Source organism: Flammeovirga sp. AWQ4_249, assembly GCF_056161045.1.
Window position 1 is genome coordinate 38,675 of the sequence record NZ_JBSWYJ010000001.1, and the last position, 21,585, is coordinate 60,259.

Consider the following 21,585-nt stretch of genomic DNA (forward strand, 5'->3'; position numbering starts at 1 on the left):
CTCTCACTATCGCCTTTATCTCGTGTAGCATCAATTAAACTACCTAAAAAACGAGCAAACATTAATGTAATAATACTTGCTCCATTATTTTGATAAGGTAAACGAATTGATGTTATGTGATACGGAGTTTTTGAACAAGAATTTATGGTGTAAGAAGCCGTACAAGAAAAAGTAGATTCAAATTTTCTTTTTATAGCAGAAGGTCTAGTAGTAGAGTGTTCTATAGTATAATTAGTAATCAAAATACACACATAAAATGTTCGTACGTAAAACTAGATAAATTCTTCTTATTAAGACTTATTTATATTATTTTTTATAGAAAAAATATGATTATATGTGGTGTAGATTGGTGAATTGAAGATTAAAATGTGTGTTGATGTTAGTTCTTTTTTGTGATTAACAAAAACGATCATAAAAAATGCTTATCTTAATATAGTTTTTATAGCGTTTGATATTCACCCAACACTACTTAAATCATTATAAAATAAGTTAGCTTAATTTTAATTTCTTATCCTCGTCAAACCTATTAAAAAAATTTGTATTAACTCATTATAATAGCTATTTCATCATCAATGAAAACTTTATTACTCTTCATCGCTTTTGTATTTATTTCTTTTTCATCAGATAAACTTATACCTGTACAGAAAGAAGGTAAATGGGGGTATTGCAACCAGGATAAAAAGTTAATTATCGACTATAGTTATAGTTCAGCAAGTATTTTTAATACAAATGGAGTAGCTGTTGTTTCACAAAAAGGAAAATACGGTGTAATCAACAAACAAAATGAATGGGTAATAAAGGCAAAATATCAAAATATTGAATCCTCGTTAAAAGAGAATGAATTTATTGTTACCAATAATAAAGGTAAAGTTGGGGTGATAAATACAGCCAATAAAAAGTTAATTGATTTTAGTTATGATAGTGTAAAAGTTTTTGATAGTAATCATTCGTATTTAGTTTACGAAGATCATTTGTGTGGTTTATATAATACAAAATTGGAGAAATGGGAATTGCCGGTTGATTATGTTTCTGTAGCATTTAATAGACACGGTTTAATACAAATTACTCAAGAAAACGCTATTGGTTTTATCAGCGAAGAAGCTTATGCTATGGTGACGCCTCCAAGTATTATACTTAATAAGACAAGGGGAGGTAAGGATTTAGACCCGATCGCTTTTAATAAATGGAACTCTTTTACAGTTGTAAAAACAAATACCGGTTATAACATTTTAAGTAGAGATGGTAAACTACAATTGTCTGAAAGTTCTTCAATAAAAATAAACACTATTGACTTTCAATACTACTTTTCTCTTGGTTTTAAATTGCCCTATAATGCAGAGTTTATTGCAGGAGATAAAGTATATCTAAAAAGCTCTGATTTTGAAATTGAAACAAAAAACCTTGAAGATTTTAAAGTAAGAAAAACCTTGACTGAAGGGGTAGAAATTAAGCAGGTGAAGGATTCTAAAAAATATGCTTTATATGCTTATGGTGATAAGATATCCTTCGATTATGATTCTATTTTCCATTACAATGAGGACTTTGTAAAGGCTGTAACATATAATGAGGATGGAGAAAAGAATATGGCTTTACTAGCAATCACAAAAAATAAAAAAATAAAGGCTATACCTGTAGTTGATGGTTTTGAATCAATAATTAGTTATATCCCAAAAGGGAGAGGAGAAACTTCAAAAGAATGGGTAATTATTATGGACAATATGGATCAACAAGGAATCTTTGATTTAGAAACTAAAGAATTCGTAGTTGACATGAAATATCATGAATTATATGTTCCTTTTATAGAAAAATACGGTTTAGTCATTATTGGAAATTTAGAAGATAAATATGCATTTTATGATATAAACTCACATAAGCAGGTGACAGATATGAAGTATGATGCAAACATTAATACCGAAAGTCTAGTTACACATGAATTATTTTTAGAACGTGAAGGAGTAGGAAAGGAGTCAGAGAGAGTTTTGGATCTTTTTTCATTAAAGGAAAGAAGGTTGACAGGTAAAACAATAAATGGATACGATATAAACAAAAGAAAACCTGTTGGAACTGTTCATTTTAGTCAGAAATTACAAGGGTGGGAAACAAACCTTGAATATCAATTAAGTGAGTTTGCTCCTGAAAAATACCAATTTTACTTTTTACAAGATAAAGGAGATGGTAAGATCGGGATTGGGTTTCTAGATCAACAATATAACATAGTTCTACCTCCAAATTATGCTACAGTTGAATTTGAAAATAAAGGAAATCCTTATTTAAAAGTAACTGATTTTGACTTAAATGAAGGCATTGTTTCTATCGATGGAAAAGTGATTATTCCTTTAGGAAAATATAAATCTGTAGGAGCAATGATTGATGGTGTAGCTCCTGTTGTAGATAATGAAGGAAATCATTTTTTTGTGAATAATAAAGATGAAAGGTACATCGTAAAACCTTGATTTTTATAAAATTATAGTTGTTAATGGAGTGGTTTGTTCGTATATTATAATAACACAACTTAAAACACTCGTATCGTATCTCAGTAAAATGATACGATTTGCAAACCCAAAATTCTATTTGATAATATAGTTCCTACAATTCTTTTTAAGATTAGAAACTTTATTACACAACAAAACCAAAAACAACTATGAATGCCGCAAATGATCAAAACGAATTCAAAAAGCTGTTTGACTCTTTTCGTAAAGAACAAAATAAAGCTGAGAAAACGATTTCTTTTTTAGATTACCTACAAGAAGTTCAAAACCATAACGAACTAGCTGATCTAGCACATAAAAGAATGTTTAAAGCCATTACCAAAGATGGTGTAGATACCTTAGATACAGACAAAGATGTTCGCTTAAGAAGAATATTTGGAGCTCATTCTAAATTGAAAAGTTATAAGTTCTTTGAAGATGAATTTTTTGGTATTGAAAAAGTATTACAAAAAATTGTTAGATATTTTCACTCTGCCTCATTGAAAGGTGAAGAAAGTAGACAAGTACTTTTCTTGGTTGGACCTGTGGGTGCTGGTAAATCTTCTTTGATTGAAAAATTAAAATCTGGTTTAGAAGAAGTAGGACCTTTCTATTTCTTGGAAGGTTCACCTATGAATACGAATCCTCTATGTGCTATCCCTAAAGAACTCCGTCCAGAAATGGAAAGTAGATTAGGTGTTGAAATTGAGGGAGAACTAGATCCTGTAACACAGTTCAAGTTAGATCATGATTTAAAAGGTGATTTTACGAAGTTTAAAGTAATTAAAAGAGATTTCAGTATTCGTAAACGTCATGGTATTGGTATGGTCCCTCCAGTAGATCCAAATAACCAAGATACTTCTGTATTAATTGGTTCTGAAGATATATCAAAACTTGATAGATACAGCGAAGACGACCCTAGAGTTTTAACATTAAATGGTGCATTTAATGTAGGGAATAGAGGTTTAGTAGAATTTATTGAGGTATTTAAAAATGAAATTGAATACCTACATGTGATGTTGACGGCAACACAAGAAAAAAGAATTCCTGCCCCGGGTAAACATGGTATGATATATTTCGATGGTGTAATTTTAGCGCACTCAAATGAAGCTGAATGGAATCGTTTTAAAGCTGATCATACTAATGAAGCCATTCTTGATAGAATTGTGAAAATTGAAGTTCCTTATGTATTGGAAATTTCTGAAGAGATCAAGATCTATCAAAAAATCATTAATAAATCAGATTTCAATGCTCACATTGCTCCTCACTCATTAGAGATAGCCTCAATGTTTGCTATTTTGACTCGTCTGAAACCTACTGCAAAGTGTGACTTACTCACTAAATTGAAATTATATAATGGAGATGAAGTTACAGAAAATGGTCAATCAAAACGTATCAATGTTCTTGAATTAAAAGAAGAGCATGAGGAAGAAGGAATGAGCGGTATTTCAACACGTTTTATCATGAAAGCGTTGGATAATGCATTATCTGATACTGAAACTAACACGATCCATCCTATTGCTGTATTGGATGCCCTTCAAACTAAATTGAAAGAAGAACCAATGGCGGGTGATGTCAAAAATCATTACATGGACATTTTAAAAGACATTCTTTACAAAGAGTACCTTAAAATGTTGGAAATTGATATCACTAAGGCATTTGTTCATGCTTATGACGAGCAAGCGGAATCCTTATTCCAAAATTATTTAGACCATGTCGAAGCTTATGTATTAAAACGTAAAGTTCAAGGTCAAAATAACGAAGAAATGGAGCCAGATTTAAAATTCCTTTCTTCTATTGAACAACAAATAGGAATTTCAGGAACAGCAGCCGATGGATTCAGACAAGATGTAATGAGCTATGTAACGCATATTTTAAGAAGAAATGGAGAATTGCATTACACTAGTTATGAACCATTAAAAGAAGCAATTGAGAAAAAATTAATGGCTTCTGTAAAAGATATTACTAGGATAATTTTAAAAGCCAAAACTAGAGACGCTGGTCAAGTGAAAAAATACAATGCTATGGTCGAGCAAATGATCTCTATGGGGTACAATGAAGAGAGTGTTGAAGCTGTACTATCTTTTGCTTCTAATAATTTATGGAAAGACTAATACACACTATAACATAGTGTTGTTGAAGTCAAAAGTTAAATTATAAGATGTATTATGGCTATTTTTAAGGAATTTAGTAAGCAGAAAAGAGATAGGTCTGTGGCTGATAGGCAACGCCATAAAGAATTAGTCAAAGACAAAATAAAAAAAGGTATCTCTGAAGTAATTGCCAATGAATCCATTATTGGTCAGGATAAAGACAAAAAGATAAAAGTACCTATTAGAGGACTTAAAGAATATCGATTTGTTTATGGTTCTAATAAAGGAAAAGGTGTCGCTCAAGGTACCGGCAAAGAACAAAAAGGACAAGTTATCCAAGACCAGAATGCTCCTCCTCAAAAAGGAAATGGTCAAGGTGAAGCTGGTGGAGATCCAGGTGAAGATATTTACGAAACGGAGATAACCCTTGAGGAGGCTGTTGAATTGATGTTTGAAGATTTGGAATTACCTGACATGGATCAGAAGAAGTATTTTCAGACTGAAACGGAGGTTCTACGCAAATTAGTAGGATACCAAAAGAAAGGAATAAGAGCCCGTTTGTCTAAGAGAAAAACGATGATGAATCGTATTAAAAGAATGAAGGCGAAGGGGATTGATAGTACAGAGTTCAGTAAAAATGATGATAGTTTTCCTTTCCACAATGATGACCTTGTATACAGACGTCTACAGATAGATGTTGAAGAACACTCAAATGCTGTAGTTTTATGTTTGATGGATACATCTGGGTCAATGGATCAACAGAAAAAGTATTTAGCAAGAAGCTTTTATTTTATGCTTTATACCTTCCTTCAATCTAGGTATGAGAACACAGAAATTGTTTTCATTGCTCATCATACGGAAGCAAAAGAGGTTTCTGAAGATGATTTTTTTCACAAAGGAGAATCTGGAGGTACCAAGATTTCATCGGCTTATCTTAAAGCTTTAGATGTAATTGAGGAAAGATACAATCCTGCTCTTTGGAATATTTATGCCTTTCATTGTTCTGATGGAGATAATTTTTCTTCAGACAACAAAATGGCAGTTGAACTAGCAGAAAAGTTAACTAAAATCTGTAATCTTTTTGGTTATGGAGAGATCAAACCTGATATAGGGTATTCTTGGTCTTCTATGCTTGATGAATTCAAAAAAATAGAAGAGGAAAACTTTGTATGCTTAAGAATGAGGTCAAAAGAATCCGTTTGGCCAGCATTAAAGAAATTTTTAAATAAAGACAGAAGCAATTCACTGATGGATTAAAGTGACAACTGTTTAAAATTCGAAATACTATGGATTGGTCTTTAGATGATTTAGCGCGTTGGAACGATAGGATTGAAGAAATAGCTCAAGAATGTGGGTTAAACTATTATCCTCAGGAATTTGAAGTTTGTGATTTTCATGATATGATAGGTTACCAATCTTATGTTGGTATGCCTTCTAGATACCCTCATTGGAGTTTTGGTAAATCTTTTGAAAAACAAAACACCGTATATCAAATGGGTGGTGGTGGATTGGCTTATGAAATGGTCATAAACTCTGACCCATGTTTAGCCTATCTAATGTTAGATAATCCTTTGACTATGCAGGTCTTAGTGATGGCTCATGTCTATGGTCATAATGATTTTTTTAAAAACAATATCAATTTTTCGCATACAGGAGCTGAGTTTGTATTAGAAATGTTTAAACTTCATGCAGATCGAATACGCTCATATATCGAAACACCTAGTATAGGTTATAAAGGAGTGGAAAGGATATTGGATGCTGCACATGCTATTTCATTTCATGTTGATAGAAACCAAAGAATTGTGAGACTTTCAGAATCTGAACAAAAGAGTCAGTTTTATGGAGCACTTAACAGAGATAAATCATATTGGGATGATCTAAAAAATGAAGAAGCTGACAAAGAATTTATTCCTACTCTTTCAGAAGATTTAGTATTATTTTTAATAGAAAATAGTCGCTTTTTAGAAGATTGGGAAAAAGATATACTTCGTATTGTAAGGGAAGAAACATTATATTTCTTACCTCAAATGGAGACTAAAATTATGAATGAAGGTTGGGCCTCTTTCTGGCATTATACAATTCTTCATAAGTTAAATCTTCCACCGGCAATGCATGTTGAGTTCCTTCGTTCCCATAATCAAGTGATCCGCCCGCATATGGGAGGATTAAATCCTTATCATATTGGCTTTAATATTATGGCTCACTTGGCAGGGAAAGGTGAGAATTTTGAATATGAAATTAATCCACAAATTTTTGAAGTAAGAGAAGTAGACCGTGATGTTTCTTTTTTAAGAAGATTCTTAACTAGAGAGCTAATGGAAGAACTAGGTCTTTTTGAATATGAAAAAAATAAAGGAAAAATTTCTGTTAGTAATGTTTCTGATGACATGATAGGATGGAAAGAAGTAAGAGACACTTTAATTGCTCAAACTGGAACAGGAAGTATTCCTATCATCAAAGTGAAAGGTATCGCACCTTTAACAAATACGTTACAGTTAGTACATGAATTTGATGGTAGAGAATTAGAGTTAAGTTATGTACATAAGACTATGCAGCATATCTCAACTTTATGGTCTAATTTTCCTGTAAAACTAGAAACTAATGTGGAAGGAAATACGGTAACCTGTACCTTTGCAAAAGGTGAGTTTCATGTAGATAATGGATTAGATGCATAAAAACGTTAAATCATATTTTAATATACAGAGATGAAAAGCAATGATTTTTGTTTCCATAAGAGCCTTAATTGTGAAAATCAAGGCTTTTTAGGGATTAATAAGAAGTGACTTTGTATTTTATTAAGTATTTAAAGTACTTTTGCACTCGATATTAAGTAGAAAAAGCTTTGGGAGTATTTAGAAATATGGCGCGAAAAGACTCAGGAGAGAAAAAACAGCGTATCGATAAGAAAAGTATCGAAAAACTTAGAGGAATATTTAGATTTATGATGCCTTATAAAGGTGTTTTTACTCTAGGAATAATAAGTCTTTTCTTTTCAAGTACAATTCTATTGGCATTACCGAAATTAGTAGGAGTGTTGATGGACACAGCACAAGGGAAAATTACAGTTTCATGGCTACCTGATCTAAAATCAGTAGGTTTAGCATTAATGGCTGTTTTATTTTTTCAAAGTATATTTTCTTTTTTAAGAGTATACTTTTTTGCTAAAGTAAATGAAAATGCAATTGCAGACATTAGAGGTGCACTTTATAAGAAGTTTATGTCACTTCCAATGTCATTTTATGATAGAAATAGGTCAGGGGAATTATTTAGTAGAATTACTTCAGATGTGTCAGTATTACAGGATACATTTTCTACTACTTTAGCTGAGCTATTTAGGCAAGTAGCAACATTAGTTTTTGGTATTGGAATATTATTTTATGAGAATCCTAAGTTGTCATTGATAATGATTATTTCATTTCCAATCTTGATTATTTTTGCAATTATCTTTGGGAAATTTATCCGTAAATTATCAAAAAGCACTCAAGATGCATTAGCAAAAGCGAATATTGTTGTTGAAGAAACAATTCAATCTATCGGTACAGTAAAAACTTTTGCAAATGAAACTTTTGAAGTAAATAGATACAATAGTAACCTATCAAAAGTTGTCAATCTTGCTTTAAAGGGAGCTACTTATAAAGGAGTGTTTATTTCTTTCATCATTTTTGTTTTGATGGGAGGGATTATTGGCGTTTTATGGTATGGAACTTATATGGTTTCAGTTGAAGAAATTTCAATTGGTGAATTAACCACATTCGTTCTTTATACAATGTTTATTGGTGGTTCAATGGCAGGTCTAGGCGACATTTATGGAACTTTACAAAAAGCTGTTGGCGCGGCAGATAGAGTAGAAGAAATTCTTGCGGCTAACTCCGAACACGAAATCAATAAAGAAGAAATTCCAAGATTAAACGGTGATATTACTTTTAAGGATGTGAAATTTGCTTATCCAACTCGTAAAGAAGTGGAAGTTTTAAAAGGAGTAAACTTACATGTTAATAAAGGAGAAAAAGTAGCATTAGTTGGTAAATCAGGTGGTGGTAAATCTACAATTGCTCATTTACTTCAAAGATTCTATGAAATTGATGGAGGAGATTTACTTATTGATAATAAATCAGCTAAAGAGTATAACTTAATTGGATTCCGTAAGCATGTTGGTGTTGTGCCACAAGAAGTATTATTATTTGGAGGTTCAATAGAAGAAAATATTCGCTATGGTAATCCAGAAGCTTCTCATGAAGAGGTTGTTGATGCAGCTAGAAAAGCAAATGCATTAGAGTTTATCGAATCATTCCCTGAAGGATTCAAAACTTTAGTGGGTGAAAGAGGAGTTAAACTTTCAGGTGGTCAAAGGCAAAGAATTGCAATTGCTCGAGCTATCCTTAAAGATCCAGCTATTCTAATTCTTGATGAAGCAACTTCAGCTTTAGATATTGAATCAGAAAAATTAGTACAAGATGCTCTAGAGACCTTAATGGAAGGTAGAACAAGTTTAATTATTGCTCATCGTTTATCTACGATTAGAAATGCGCATAAAATTGCCGTGCTTGAAAACGGTCAGATTGTAGAAATGGGTAATCATGAGGAATTAATTAATGAAGAAGATGGTGCTTACGCAAAGTTAATTCAAATGCAGGAGTATTAATAAAATACTTTTAGAGTAGAAATAAATGAAAAGCTAGAAATTAGTTTTAGTCCAAGTTTCTAGCTTTTTTTTCTTGATTAATAAATAACATTAGTCTATGTTTGTTCAACAAAAGTTGAAGTTATCAATCATCTAATTACTGATCATTTTTTTGAATCAACTACTGATTTTTACTTCACTTAATGACTAAAATTAAAATAACAATAAACAGAAACATATGTTCCAAGAAAACTATGCTCCGCAAAAAGGTACATTTACCTTTACAATGATTAAACCTGGTGAGGAAAACCAAGACTATGTTGGAGAAATTCTTACGATGATCCATGAAGCAGGTTTCAGAATTCAAGCAATGAAAATGGTACGTTTAAGAACTAAGCAAGCTGAAATGTTTTATCGTCACCTTTCTGATCAACCTTTCTATAGAGATGTAGTAAAATATATGACTTCAGGTCCAGTTATCGCTGCTGTATTAGAAAAAGAAAATGCAGTTGTAGATTATAGAAAATTAATTGGTGCAACTGATCCAACAAAAGCAGATGACGGAACAATCAGAAAACGTTTTGCTAAAACGACTGACCGTAATGTTGTACATGGTTCTGATTCTGATGACAACGCTGCTGAAGAAGCATCATTCTTCTTCTCATTTAGTGAAAGATATAATAAAGATGGTCACTGTTACTTCGGATGGGGTAAATAATTAAAGAACACTTTTACACTCGACATATTCAAAAGAGGTATTCTTATTCAATAAGATGCCTCTTTTTTATTTATTGAATTTTTAGAAAATAAAAGATGTAGTATTTGTGTGTGTATTTGTTTATTTATTAAATAATTATGTAATCATAACATTTACAGTTGATTAGGTGTGTCTGGTAGTAATAATGTAGTATTAATAACGTAAAATTGAAAGCAAGATTATTTGAAATCGATATCGAAAAAGAAGTAAAATTGTCCTATGAAATTTCGACAGCTGTTATTTTATTTGCTTAAACTTTAAAATAAAACAAGTATGGAATAATTTAAATCTTACGGATTAAAAACTTAACTATTACAATATCTAACTAAAATTAATTTTGAAGCTAAAACAACTAAAACTACCATTCCATTTTATAGAATCAGAATTGTTTAGTTGATAAAGTAGAGTTATTAAACTAAAACCTTATTCCGCTAACTATTAGGAATAATAATTTAAATATACCTGAAATAAGAAAGCCAATAACTTCAATCTTTCTTTGCTTTCTAAACAGGTATTTGAAATGAAAACTATCAATTAATAAAAGAAAACAAACATGCAGTATTTTCAGTTGAAAAGAAGTATTAAGACATTAATATTTCTTCTCTCCTTACTGTGCTCTCTTACAATTCACGCACAGACTACAAGGGTAATTACAGGACAAGTACGAGATGCAGATGATAACATGCCTATTCCAGGAGTAAATGTTGTCGTAAAAGGAACTTCAATCGGAACAGTTACTAATTTTGAAGGTAATTTTAAACTCTCTACTACCGAAACAGTATCTGAACTAGAATTTAGTTATGTAGGGTATAAAAAAACTATAGTTGCAGTAGACAATAGCAACAAAGTATCAATCTCATTAAAGCCAGATTTAGAACAACTTGAAGAAGTAGTAGTAGTAGGTTATGGCCAAATGAAAAAGTCAGATTTGACAGGATCAGTAGTTTCTGTTGAAGGTGAAGCTTTACAAAATACTATCTCAACTTCAATGGACCAAGCATTAGTGGGTAGAGCTGCTGGTGTTGTTGTTACTCAAAACTCAGGTGCACCAGGTGGAGGTGTATCTATTAATATTCGTGGTACAAGTTCATTTAGTAATACAGAACCATTATATGTTGTAGATGGTGTACCAATCTCGGGTGATTCAAGAGGAACTAGTGCAGGATTTGGCTGGGCTGGTGGTGGAGATGGTCAGACAGCGGTAAATGCTTTGTCTGCAATCAACACAAACGATATTGAATCCATAGAAATTCTAAAAGATGCGTCAGCAACTGCTATTTACGGTTCAAGAGCAGCGAATGGTGTAGTATTGGTAACTACAAAATCTGGGAAATCAGGAAAGACAAATATTTCATATGATACTTACTATGCATTGCAAGAGGTACCTAAGAAATTAGATGTTTTGAACTTGAGAGAGTTTGCAAGTTTTATGACTGAAATTGATGAAGATTATGGTCGTGAATCTGATCCGAGATTTCTAGATCCATCACTTTTAGGAGAAGGAACTGATTGGCAAAATGAAGTTTTTCAAGTTGCTCCAATGTATAGCCATAACTTAAGTGTTTCAGGTGGTAATGATAAAACAACATTTGTTACATCTTTAGGTTATTTAGATCAAGAAGGAATCATCATCGAATCTGGTTTTGAGAAGCTAACAGGTAGATTAAGTTTAAATCATAAAGCAACAGATTGGTTAAAATTAGGAGCTTCAGTCAACTTTGGTAATACGACGGAGCAAATTCAATTGAGTGATGATATTGATGGTGTTGTTTCTTTAGCTTTAAGATCAAGACCAGATATTCCTGTAAGAAATGTGGATGGGAGCTATGGAGGACCAGGTCAAGAGACAGGCATTACTTTCCTTACTCCGGTTGCACAAGCTCAGTTGAGAGACATGACACTAGAGAGAATGAGAGTGTTTGGTAACCTAAATGCAGATATTAACCTTCACAAGAATTTGAAGTTTACAACAAAACTAGGCTATGACTTTGGAGTAACAAATAATTACGGTTTTGATCCAACCTATGAAGTTGGTCAGGTTGTAAATAATCAGAATAAAAGTAGAAGACAAGTTGATCAAAATAGATATTGGATTTTATCGAATTATCTGACTTACACTAAGAATTTTTCTGACAAGTTAAAAATGTCAGTAATGTTAGGTCAAGAAGCACAAGAATCTTCATGGCAAGGTATTATGGCACAGCGTTATGATTTTATCAGTAATGATGTTCCTGAAATCAACGCAGGTAATGCTGAAACAGCATTAAATAGTGGTTATAAAGGAAGTCATGCATTAGCGTCTTATTTTGGTCGTGGTCACTTTGATTTATTTGACAAATACATGTTGACAGCTACATTCCGTTATGATGGTTCATCTAATTTTGGTTCAAATAATAAATGGGGTTTATTCCCGTCATTTGCCTTTGCTTGGAAGATGAAAAACGAAGATTTCATGAAAGGAATTGATAAAATTAGCGACTTGAAATTAAGATTAGGTTATGGTGAAGTAGGTAATCAAGATATTGGAAATTATGGTTATGGTGTAGCATTAACGAACCATCTAACAAAGTGGGGTAATGGTTTATTACCAACAAACTATGCAAACCCTAATTTGATGTGGGAGTCTTCAAAATCAACTAATATTGGTATTGATCTAGCAATGTTTGAAAATAGAGTGGAGTTAATTGCTGAAGCATATCAAATTAATACTGAAGGTCTTTTAATGGAACTTCCACTTCCAATGTACATGGGTGCAACAGGTACGGGTTCTATTCGCTCACCTTATTCAAATGTTGGAGAAATGTCTAATAGAGGTGTGGAGTTAACATTGAATACTGTCAATACTACTGGTGCTGTTAAGTGGAGCTCTGGAATTACGGTTACGGTAAATAGAAATAATGTTGAAAGTACTAGAGGAGAACCATTAGATTCTAAAGTTCAATACGGAACTGTTTTAGTTACAAGAACATCTGAAGGTAACCCTGCAGGATTATTCTATGGTTATCAAACAGATGGTATTTTCCAAACATTAGAAGATGTGGCAAGTAGTGCATTACCTGTTGAAAGTTCAATTAACCGTGATAATGGTACTTGGGTAGGTGATGTGAAGTTTAAAGATCTAAATGGTGATGGTGTAATTGATGAAGGAGATTTATCAGTGATTGGTGACCCTAACCCTGATTTTACTTTCGGTTTCAATAATACTGTTTCATGGAAAAACTTTGACTTCAATATGATGATCACTGGTAGTGTTGGTGGTGAAGCTTTAAACTTTACGAGAAGAGAACTGGAAAACATGAATGGTAACACAAATCAGTTTGGAACGGTAAAAGATAGAGCTAGAATCAATGAGGACGGTACTGCTTTAATTAATCCTGGAGCAACTGTTCCAAGAGCAAGTGTAAGTACAACAAATGGTAATAACAGAATTAGTGATAGATTTATTGAAGATGCTTCTTATGTAAGAATTCAAAATTTATCTATTGGATACTCTTTACCAAATCACTTACTAGAAAAATTACATTTAACGAAGTTAAGAATGTATGTCAACTTCCAAAACCTATATACATTCACAAATTACAGTGGCTTCGATCCTGAGATTGGTAAATACAATCAAAATGCTCTTTTATTGAATGTGGATAATGGTAAATATCCTACTCCAAGAGTATATACAATGGGATTAAATGTTAACTTCTAAACAATCAAGAAAATGAATTTCAAAAAATATATAGCTTTATTCATTACAGGAGTAACGTTGATTTCTTGTAGTGATGAATTTTTAAATCGTCCACCAGAAGATGCTATTGTACAAGATAACTTCTATCAATCAGATGCAGAATTAAAAATGGCAACTGCCGCTCTATACAATGTAGTTTGGTTTGATTATAACGATAAGGCAAGCTTTGCAATTGGAGATGGTGGAGGAGGAAATTTCTCTACTAATGATGGTGGATATGATGCATTCTGGAGATTTGGTGTTTCAGGTACATATGAACCTTTAGTACAAGCATGGAGATCACTTTATATTGTAGTTGGACAATCTAATAGTGTGATTCGAAATATTAATGAAAGTACTTCAGAAGCAATTTCTGAAGAAGCAAAAAATGAAGCAATTGCTGAAGCTCGTTTTATGAGAGGTTTTGCTTACTTACAATTAGGTTTGCTATGGAGAGAAGTTCCAATCATTGAAAATAATGTAGACCTAATTGATAACCCTAGAGTACCTCGTAATACAGCAGAAAGTGTATTCCAGTTTGTGATAAATGATTTAACATTTGCATCAGAACATCTCCCTGAAGTAAATGATAAAGGTAGATTAACGAGTTGGTCTGCAAAAGGAATGTTATCTAGAGCCTATTTATATAGAGCTGGTTTAGGACAAGCAGGAGGAAGAAGTCAAGAAGATCTAGATATGGCAAAGCAATATGCTGGTGAAGTTATTAAACAAAGCGGATTGACTTTAATGGAAAGTTATGAAGATCTTTTCATGATTAAGAATAATAATAGTTCAGAAAGTTTATTTGCCTTCCAATGGGTAAGTAATGGAGAATGGGGTACTCAAAATACACATCAAGCTTACTTAGCTCCTGAAGGAAAAATTACTGGAGTTGGTGATGGATGGGGTGCCGGTGGTGGTGCTGCTCCTAATATGCAAGCAGCTTATGAAGCAGGTGATTTAAGGAGAAAAGCAACTTTCATGTACAAAGGAGATTTTTATCCTGAATTATTAAAAAGTGAAGGTGGATATCACTATGATCTTGAAACTGCACCTGCTGCTTCTTCTGTCAAAAAATATGTAGTTGGAACAGCAGATGATAATGCAGATGATGGGGGAGTGATTGCTTTCATGAGAACAAATATGAATACATATGTTCTTCGTTTGTCTGAAGTTTACCTTACATATGCTGAAGCAGTGATGGGTAATAATACTTCAAGTTCAGATCCTGAAGCTTTAATGTACTACAATGCAGTTAGAGAAAGAGCAGGTTTATCACCTAAATCTTCAATTACTTGGATGGATGTTTTCAAAGAAAGAAGAGTTGAGATGGCAATGGAAGGTCATTATTGGTTTGACCTTGTTCGTTGGAGTTTCTTCCAACCCGATGCTGTGGTTAGCTACTTATCTACACAAGATCGAGGAATTTATAATTGGGTAAATGGAGTTCCTGAATTGACTTCAAACTTTTATTCAGTTTCTCAATCTGATTTAGTTATGCCTTATCCAGAGGCAGATGTAGCAAGTAATCCTTTATTAAAGGAACCTGCAGTAGAGTATATTTTTGACTAATAAAATTTAAGAATATCATGAGAAGATTATTTCTTCCAATATATATAATTGTTGCATTAGGAATGCAAGGATTATTCTCCTCTTGTGAAAAAGATACAGAGGATGCACCAGCAATTTCGCAAATCAGATATACAGATCCTGAACTAGCAGAAGAAGATGTTACAGAAGTAGGTTTAGGTGAAGTAGTTGCCGTTGTTGGTAAAGGATTAGGTTCAACTTTCCAAGTGACATTAAACGATATGGCATTAGAACTGAATCCTGTTTATATCACTGAAAATAATGTTATTATTCAGATTCCTGATGATGTACCAACAGTAGCAACTCATGGTGAAGTTTCCAATAAATTGGTTATTTCAACAAATGCGGGTACTGCAGAGAAAGAGTTAATAGTTTTACCTCCACCTTCTATTATTGAAAGTATAAGCAATGAATTTGCAAAAGGAGGAGATACATTTAAAATTACAGGTAAATACTTCTACTTTGTAGAGAAAGTAGTTTTTCCAGGTGGGGTTGAAGTTTCAGAAGGAATTAATGTAAATGCCGAAGCAACAACTATAACTTTAACAGTACCAAATGGAATAACTGAAGTAGGTTCGGTAGATGTAGTTACTGCGTCAGGATCATCATCAGCTGCACCAATGTATAGGTTTAATGACACTGAAGGTATAATCTGTAACTTTGATGATCTGAATACATTTGGCGCTTGGGGGCCTAAGCCAATTTTAGAAACAACCGATGGGTTGGATGGTAATTATGTAAAAGTTTATCAAGATAATGTACCATCCCCAGATTGGTGGAATAATGATAGAGTTATTCCAATCAATAATTATCCTGCAATTGGATTAACAGGAAATGCATCTGATTATGCTTTTAAATTTGAAGTTTATATCCCTAAAGCAACGCCATTAAACAGTGGTCGAGTAAGAATTCAATTGAACTGGGGACATGCATATTTCTGGAAACCGTGGGAAATAAACCAAGATATGACAGAATACTGGAATTTTACAGGAGAAAGAGTTCCTTTCTATACAGAAGGATGGCAGACTGTTGTAATTCCAATGAATTTATTCAGAACAGAAGTTGATGGAAATCCTAGTGGTGATCCTCTTGGAGCTATGGAAGGAATAGATGGTCAATTTTTACATTTCATTCTTCAAAATGGAGAAGCTCCAGAAGGTGAAGTGATTCCTGTATTAGATATGAGAATTGACAATGTTCGTATTGTAAAAGTAAAATAATTTATCTTTTACATTAAGTATTTGATATATGAATTAAATAAGAATTTTTGTTTTCTTATATTTCAATATAGTGATAAGACCGCTTCATTTTATGGAGTGGTCTTTTCATTTTTTTTAAGACTTCTAGGTGTGAATTTATTATTAATTATTAATTTTAAATAAACTATTACTCTAGCATAATACTTATGAAACACATTTTTTTTATTTTTTTATTTTTGTCAATCTACTCTACATCCTATGCTCAATTTAGTGAGACCATTTCAACGGATAGACCAGGGCAAACTTTTTCGGCATCAACTTTAGGTGATAAAGTATTTCAAATTCAAACAGGTTTTACATATTCTGAAGATAATTCAATTATAAACACAGATGCATTAGTAAGCAGTACTTATTTAAGATTTGGTTTGACAGATCGTTTTGATATCGAAGCAATGGTAAACTGGAGAAAAGATAAAGCTTTAACTGATGGTGAAATGAAGCCTTTCGCAGATGGAATTAGTGATACACAAATAGGTTTTAAATACAGTATTACTGAAAATAATGGATGGATTCCAGCTTTAGCTTTTCAAGGAAGAGTGATTACAAGACTTGTTTCAGAAGATTATAAAAATGATAATGTTGGAATGTTAATGAATTTAGCGACAAGTAATTCATTGACTAATTGGTTGAGTTACAATATGAATATTGGTGTTGTTTTCCCCAGTAATGATGGACAAGATTACTATGTACCAGCCACTTTTAATTTAGGAACAGGTATTAGCGAAAAGTGGGGAGCTTTCATTGAAATGTATGGAAACTTGAATGACTTTCAACCAAACTTTGATTGTGGACTTTCATTTCTTGCAAATTCTAATCTAATGTTTGATGTATCAGGAGGGTTTTTACAGACAAGTACAAATAATTCTTGGTTTATTGATGGAGGCTTATCTTATCGTTTAGTTTGGAGAGATAAATAAATTCAAAAAGTAATAAAGATATAGGATAAACGTTATATTTAGGAATAGCAAAAAATCCTACTCTATTATACTACTATGAGAATTTACTTACTATCATTATTAACTATATTCTTACCAATTTATTCTTGGGCTCAATTATCGCCTGAAGAAATATCAAAGGACTATATTGAATATGCCTATGATCTTTTGGATCAAAAAGAATATGATAAAGCTTTAATCAAAACAGATGAAATTATAGCTTTACTTCCTCGTTCAACAGCTGAAATTCAATATATTCGATCTTTAGCACATCATCATCTAAAATTGAATGAAATAGCGAAAGAAGAAGTCATGCAAATGTATGACTATCCTATGTCTGAAGATTTGAAAGAGCATGCAAATGAATTATCTATGCTTCTAGAGCATGAATTAAGTGCGGAAGTGGATGAAGATAATACAGTATATTCTATGCCTGAAAAGTCTGCAACTTATCCTGGAGGATTAGGAGAATTTTATAGTTGGTTTCATGCTTCTTTAAATACGAATTCTCCATCTAAGAAAGGTAAAGTTTTTGTGGAATTTATTGTAAATAAATACGGTAAACTTGAAGATATTAAAATATTAAAAGGAGTAGATAACTCAATAGATAAACAAGTGATTTCAGTTTTGAAGGATTCACCAAAATGGATGATAGCTCAACAAAGTGGCAAACCTGTTTTACATAAAATGGTACTGCCATTTACAGTTGAATATTAAAATGCTTCTCCAATAAGGAAGTAAATACCATTATCATCCTTACCCCAAGCATAGTCAATCCCTACATTAATGTTGTATTGTTTTGAGGCTCTATATCGGATCCCAATACCAGCAGCAGGTAATGTAGGGATTGTTTGGTCTGCAGAAAATACTGTACCTATACCACAGTATAAATTTGTACCCCAATTCTTATAAAAACGCCATCTTAGTTCTGCTTGTAACATGTACATTTGATCACCTCTAAACTCACCTTTGTTGTACCCTCTTAAATCTTGAAAACGAGTTCCTCCAAATCCCATTACATTTTGTTCACTAAATGGAACATCCCCTAAAAGTGTTGCAATATTACCTTTTGATGCAATAATCATTTTTTCATTCAACTTGTGGAAATACGAACATTCTAAAAATAAACCTGTGTATTCTGCATCTGAGCCAATTTCATCAAAGTATGATAATGAATAAGCATGTAAATAAACCCCTTTAGAGGTTGCAAAAATATTGTCTCTTGTATCGTAGTCAAAAGTTAAACCGATTCCTGAAGTAACAAACTCACCAATATTATTCACTTCAAGAATTTGATTTAAACGATCTTGTTCAAAAGAAAAATTATTTTGACCATAAGTATATATTGGTCCTAAAAAAGCATGATTGAAAATCTTAGTAGCAAAACTAAATTGAATAGAAGATACTTTAGTATTGTAAGGAACAATAGTGGATGGAAGATCAGGTAATAAGTTATCAGTAAAGAATTGAAAATTAACAGAGGTTGTAAAAAAGAGGAGCTGAGTTCTAAATCGATCTTGAGAAAAATAATTTTCCTGTAATAATGCCAACCACCAAGTTTTGTTATGGAAATACATACCTTGAACAAAAGACATAGAAGGTGGAGATATACTATCTTTTTTACTCATCTTATAAAATGCACCAATATTGGCACCACCTCCCCATCCGAAAACAGAGTTATTTGCTACATTAGGAATTCCTAGTAATTGTAGATTCTTTTCCTTTTTGACTTTAGTAGAATCTTGAGCAATAATAGAAAAACAGAAAATAAGAATTAATGCTAGTATTGAGATTAATTGTTTCATATGGGTTAAATAGTATAAGTCTTTGGGTTGAGTATATATTGTTATTGGAGTTCTCTGTGTCGATAGCAATCAGTAGTATGGTCATTTATCATTCCTATTCCCTGCATGTATGCATAACAGGTAATGCTACCGACAAATTTGAAACCTCTCTTTTTAAGATCTTTACTCATACGATCGCTGATTTCATTTTTATCAGGGACTTGGCTAGGTGAAGTCCAATTATTTTGAATGATTTTATGATCTGTAAATTGCCAAATATAATCTTTGAAGGTGCCGAATTCTTCTTTTACTTTTAAAAATGCTTTAGCATTTGTTACAATAGCTTTGACTTTTAATTTATTGCGAATGATACCTTTGTCTTGAAGAATAGCTTCTAAATATTCATCATTGAATTCAACTATAGCCTCCGCTTCAAAATTCTCAAATAATTCTTGGTATCTTTTTCTTTTAATTAATACCATATGCCAATTCATGCCTGCTTGAACTCCTTCAAGACATAACATTTCAAATAACTTCCTGTCATCATAAACAGGAACTCCCCATTCTTCATCATGATAATCTTGATCGATTTGATGCTGTGTACACCAAAGACATCTAGTTTTAATATCAGACATTTTTTTATTTATAAGTTAAAAAAAAAGGCCGACTAAATAAATAGTCGACCTGTATAATCTAATTTTATATTCTTATTTCGCAAAATGTACTGAACGTGTTTCACGAATAACTGTCACTTTAATTTGACCAGGATATTGCATTTCAGTTTCAATTTTATTCGCAATATCGAATGATAATTGACCTGCTTCAGCATCTGGCACTTTCTCAGCATCAACCATTACACGTAATTCTCTACCGGCTTGGATAGCATAACACTTATGAACTCCTTTGAAGCCCATAGCTAATCCTTCAAGTTCTTTAAGACGTTGGATATAAGATTCCATCATCTCACGTCTAGCACCAGGTCTCGAACCGCTAATAGCATCACAAGCTTGAACGATTGGAGAAATCAATGTAGTCATTTCAATCTCATCATGGTGAGCACCAATTGCATTACATACTTCAGGGCTTTCACCATATTTTTTCGCTAGGTTCATACCTAAGATTGCGTGAGGTAATTCTGGCTCTTCTGGCCATACTTTACCAATATCATGAAGTAAACCTGCACGTTTTGCTACTTTAGCGTTTAGACCAAGTTCAGAGGCCATTGTACTTGCTAAATTAGAAACTTCTCTAGAGTGCTGTAATAAGTTTTGACCATAAGAAGAACGGAAACGCATTCTACCTACCAACTTGATTAATTCAGGGTGTAAACCATGAATACCTAAATCAATGACAGTACGTTCACCAATTTCGATGATTTCGTCCTCAATATTTTTCTTTGTTTTCGCAACAACCTCTTCAATACGAGCAGGGTGAATTCTACCGTCAGCTACTAATCTATGAAGAGAAACTCTTGCAATTTCTCTTCTTACAGGATCGAAACCTGAGATGATAATTGCTTCAGGAGTATCATCTACGATGATTTCTACACCAGTACTTGCTTCCAGAGCACGGATGTTACGACCTTCTCTACCGATAATTTTACCTTTAAGCTCATCACTTTCAAGATTAAAGATAGATACACAGTTTTCAATAGCTTGTTCAGCTGCGGTTCTTTGGATTGAAGTAATAACTGTTTTTCTAGCTTCTTTAGTAGCAGTCATTTTAGCCTCTTCCATGATATTTTTAATATGCATAGAAGCTTTTGTACGTGCTTCATCCTTTAATGCCTCAACAAGTTGTTCTCTTGCTTCCTCAGCTTTAAGGTTTGCTACTTTTTCAAGTTGTTCAACTTGTTTTAAGCGTAGTTGTTCAGCTTCTTCTTTTGCTTTGAATGTTAATTGCTTTTGATGTGCTAACTCTTCAAAACGTTGTTCCATTTCTTGATCCTTCTTTTTGAAAGATTCAAGTTGTTTAGCAATAACAGCCTCTTTTTGTTTATGCTTTGCTTCTTGTTGCTTTAAACGATTTTCAAATTGTTTTAATTTGTTTTCGTTTACATTAAGCTGATTTTTTCTTTTTGCAGTTTCAGAATCAAAGTCTTGTTTCATTTTCAAGAATTTCTCCTTTGATTCTACTAGTTTTGTTCTTTTGATGCTCTCCGCTTCCTTCTTTGCATCTTTAACAATGTCTTGAGCTTTATCTTTGGCCTCTGTTTCCATGCCCTTCAAGACTTTCATCAATAAAAATCTACCAATTGCGATACCTACAATAAGGCTGACAACGGCAGCTAAAATTATTTGTTCCATGTTTTACGTACAGATGTCTGTGCGTAGTTCGGTGACTACAGTTGAATAATATATATG

Annotated in this window: 14 protein-coding genes; 11 read left to right on the plus strand and 3 right to left on the minus strand. The window is 32.6% G+C overall.

Translation table 11 applies throughout. From position 1 onward, the window contains the following. Nucleotides 1-572: 572 nt before the first annotated feature. The 11 genes from ACXAHM_RS00175 to ACXAHM_RS00225 all read left to right on the plus strand — a co-directional run bounded on the left by ACXAHM_RS00175 (nt 573) and on the right by ACXAHM_RS00225 (nt 18,155). Entirely contained in the window at nt 573-2,453 is a 1,881-nt protein-coding gene (locus ACXAHM_RS00175; RefSeq protein WP_474958362.1) for a WG repeat-containing protein, read from the plus strand. A gap of 188 nt (nt 2,454-2,641) precedes the next feature. Then, on the plus strand, nt 2,642-4,582 hold the full coding sequence (locus ACXAHM_RS00180) for a hypothetical protein (protein ID WP_474958363.1): 1,941 nt from the start codon (nt 2,642-2,644) through the stop codon (nt 4,580-4,582). Nucleotides 4,583-4,636: 54 nt separating this feature from the next. Next, nucleotides 4,637-5,818, plus strand: coding sequence for a YeaH/YhbH family protein (locus tag ACXAHM_RS00185; RefSeq protein ID WP_474958364.1), 1,182 nt, complete (start codon nt 4,637-4,639; stop codon nt 5,816-5,818). Between the two features lie 29 nt (nt 5,819-5,847). After that, entirely contained in the window at nt 5,848-7,236 is a 1,389-nt protein-coding gene (locus tag ACXAHM_RS00190) for a SpoVR family protein (RefSeq protein ID WP_474958365.1), read from the plus strand. A gap of 185 nt (nt 7,237-7,421) precedes the next feature. Next, on the plus strand, nt 7,422-9,203 hold the full coding sequence (locus ACXAHM_RS00195; RefSeq protein ID WP_474958366.1) for an ABC transporter ATP-binding protein: 1,782 nt from the start codon (nt 7,422-7,424) through the stop codon (nt 9,201-9,203). 217 nt (nt 9,204-9,420) lie between these two features. Further along, nucleotides 9,421-9,900, plus strand: a complete 480-nt coding sequence (gene ndk / locus ACXAHM_RS00200) for a nucleoside-diphosphate kinase (protein ID WP_474958367.1) — start codon at nt 9,421-9,423, stop codon at nt 9,898-9,900. A gap of 592 nt (nt 9,901-10,492) precedes the next feature. Further along, nucleotides 10,493-13,636: a SusC/RagA family TonB-linked outer membrane protein gene (locus ACXAHM_RS00205; RefSeq protein ID WP_474958368.1), complete on the plus strand. Its 3,144-nt coding sequence runs from the start codon at nt 10,493-10,495 to the stop codon at nt 13,634-13,636. Nucleotides 13,637-13,648: 12 nt separating this feature from the next. Continuing rightward, the gene (locus ACXAHM_RS00210) at nt 13,649-15,226 is read left to right on the plus strand and encodes a RagB/SusD family nutrient uptake outer membrane protein (protein ID WP_474958369.1); all 1,578 of its coding nucleotides are present in this window, start codon (nt 13,649-13,651) and stop codon (nt 15,224-15,226) included. 17 nt (nt 15,227-15,243) lie between these two features. Further along, nucleotides 15,244-16,464, plus strand: a complete 1,221-nt coding sequence (locus tag ACXAHM_RS00215; protein WP_474958370.1) for a glycan-binding surface protein — start codon at nt 15,244-15,246, stop codon at nt 16,462-16,464. 185 nt (nt 16,465-16,649) lie between these two features. Next, complete coding sequence (locus tag ACXAHM_RS00220) at nt 16,650-17,420, plus strand: transporter (RefSeq protein ID WP_474958371.1); 771 nt, start codon at nt 16,650-16,652, stop codon at nt 17,418-17,420. A gap of 75 nt (nt 17,421-17,495) precedes the next feature. Then, nucleotides 17,496-18,155, plus strand: coding sequence for an energy transducer TonB (locus ACXAHM_RS00225; protein ID WP_474958372.1), 660 nt, complete (start codon nt 17,496-17,498; stop codon nt 18,153-18,155). On the opposite strand, the gene ACXAHM_RS00230 is transcribed toward ACXAHM_RS00225, so the two are convergent. From ACXAHM_RS00230 to rny, 3 genes are all read right to left on the minus strand, one after another. Further along, a complete protein-coding gene (locus ACXAHM_RS00230; protein WP_474958373.1) occupies nt 18,152-19,243 on the minus strand; it encodes a BamA/TamA family outer membrane protein in 1,092 nt (363 codons plus the stop codon). The genes ACXAHM_RS00225 and ACXAHM_RS00230 overlap by 4 nt on opposite strands. Nucleotides 19,244-19,284: 41 nt before the next feature. After that, the gene (locus ACXAHM_RS00235; RefSeq protein ID WP_474958374.1) at nt 19,285-19,857 is read right to left on the minus strand and encodes a DNA-3-methyladenine glycosylase I; all 573 of its coding nucleotides are present in this window, start codon (nt 19,855-19,857) and stop codon (nt 19,285-19,287) included. Between the two features lie 72 nt (nt 19,858-19,929). Then, complete coding sequence (gene rny / locus ACXAHM_RS00240) at nt 19,930-21,528, minus strand: ribonuclease Y (RefSeq protein ID WP_474958375.1); 1,599 nt, start codon at nt 21,526-21,528, stop codon at nt 19,930-19,932. Between the last annotated feature and the right edge of the window lie 57 nt (nt 21,529-21,585).

What these genes read in the sequence shown, in the direction of transcription:
- ACXAHM_RS00220 (WP_474958371.1), top strand. Translation starts at nt 16,650, where the DNA reads ATGAAACACATTTTTTTTATTTTTTTATTTTTGTCAATCTACTCTACA.
- ACXAHM_RS00210 (WP_474958369.1), top strand. Translation starts at nt 13,649, where the DNA reads ATGAATTTCAAAAAATATATAGCTTTATTCATTACAGGAGTAACGTTG.
- ACXAHM_RS00185 (WP_474958364.1), top strand. Translation starts at nt 4,637, where the DNA reads ATGGCTATTTTTAAGGAATTTAGTAAGCAGAAAAGAGATAGGTCTGTG.
- ndk (WP_474958367.1), top strand. Translation starts at nt 9,421, where the DNA reads ATGTTCCAAGAAAACTATGCTCCGCAAAAAGGTACATTTACCTTTACA.
- ACXAHM_RS00235 (WP_474958374.1), bottom strand. Translation starts at nt 19,857, where the DNA reads ATGTCTGATATTAAAACTAGATGTCTTTGGTGTACACAGCATCAAATC.
- ACXAHM_RS00180 (WP_474958363.1), top strand. Translation starts at nt 2,642, where the DNA reads ATGAATGCCGCAAATGATCAAAACGAATTCAAAAAGCTGTTTGACTCT.
- ACXAHM_RS00195 (WP_474958366.1), top strand. Translation starts at nt 7,422, where the DNA reads ATGGCGCGAAAAGACTCAGGAGAGAAAAAACAGCGTATCGATAAGAAA.
- ACXAHM_RS00230 (WP_474958373.1), bottom strand. Translation starts at nt 19,243, where the DNA reads ATGAAACAATTAATCTCAATACTAGCATTAATTCTTATTTTCTGTTTT.
- ACXAHM_RS00225 (WP_474958372.1), top strand. Translation starts at nt 17,496, where the DNA reads ATGAGAATTTACTTACTATCATTATTAACTATATTCTTACCAATTTAT.
- ACXAHM_RS00190 (WP_474958365.1), top strand. Translation starts at nt 5,848, where the DNA reads ATGGATTGGTCTTTAGATGATTTAGCGCGTTGGAACGATAGGATTGAA.
- ACXAHM_RS00215 (WP_474958370.1), top strand. Translation starts at nt 15,244, where the DNA reads ATGAGAAGATTATTTCTTCCAATATATATAATTGTTGCATTAGGAATG.
- rny (WP_474958375.1), bottom strand. Translation starts at nt 21,528, where the DNA reads ATGGAACAAATAATTTTAGCTGCCGTTGTCAGCCTTATTGTAGGTATC.
- ACXAHM_RS00175 (WP_474958362.1), top strand. Translation starts at nt 573, where the DNA reads ATGAAAACTTTATTACTCTTCATCGCTTTTGTATTTATTTCTTTTTCA.
- ACXAHM_RS00205 (WP_474958368.1), top strand. Translation starts at nt 10,493, where the DNA reads ATGCAGTATTTTCAGTTGAAAAGAAGTATTAAGACATTAATATTTCTT.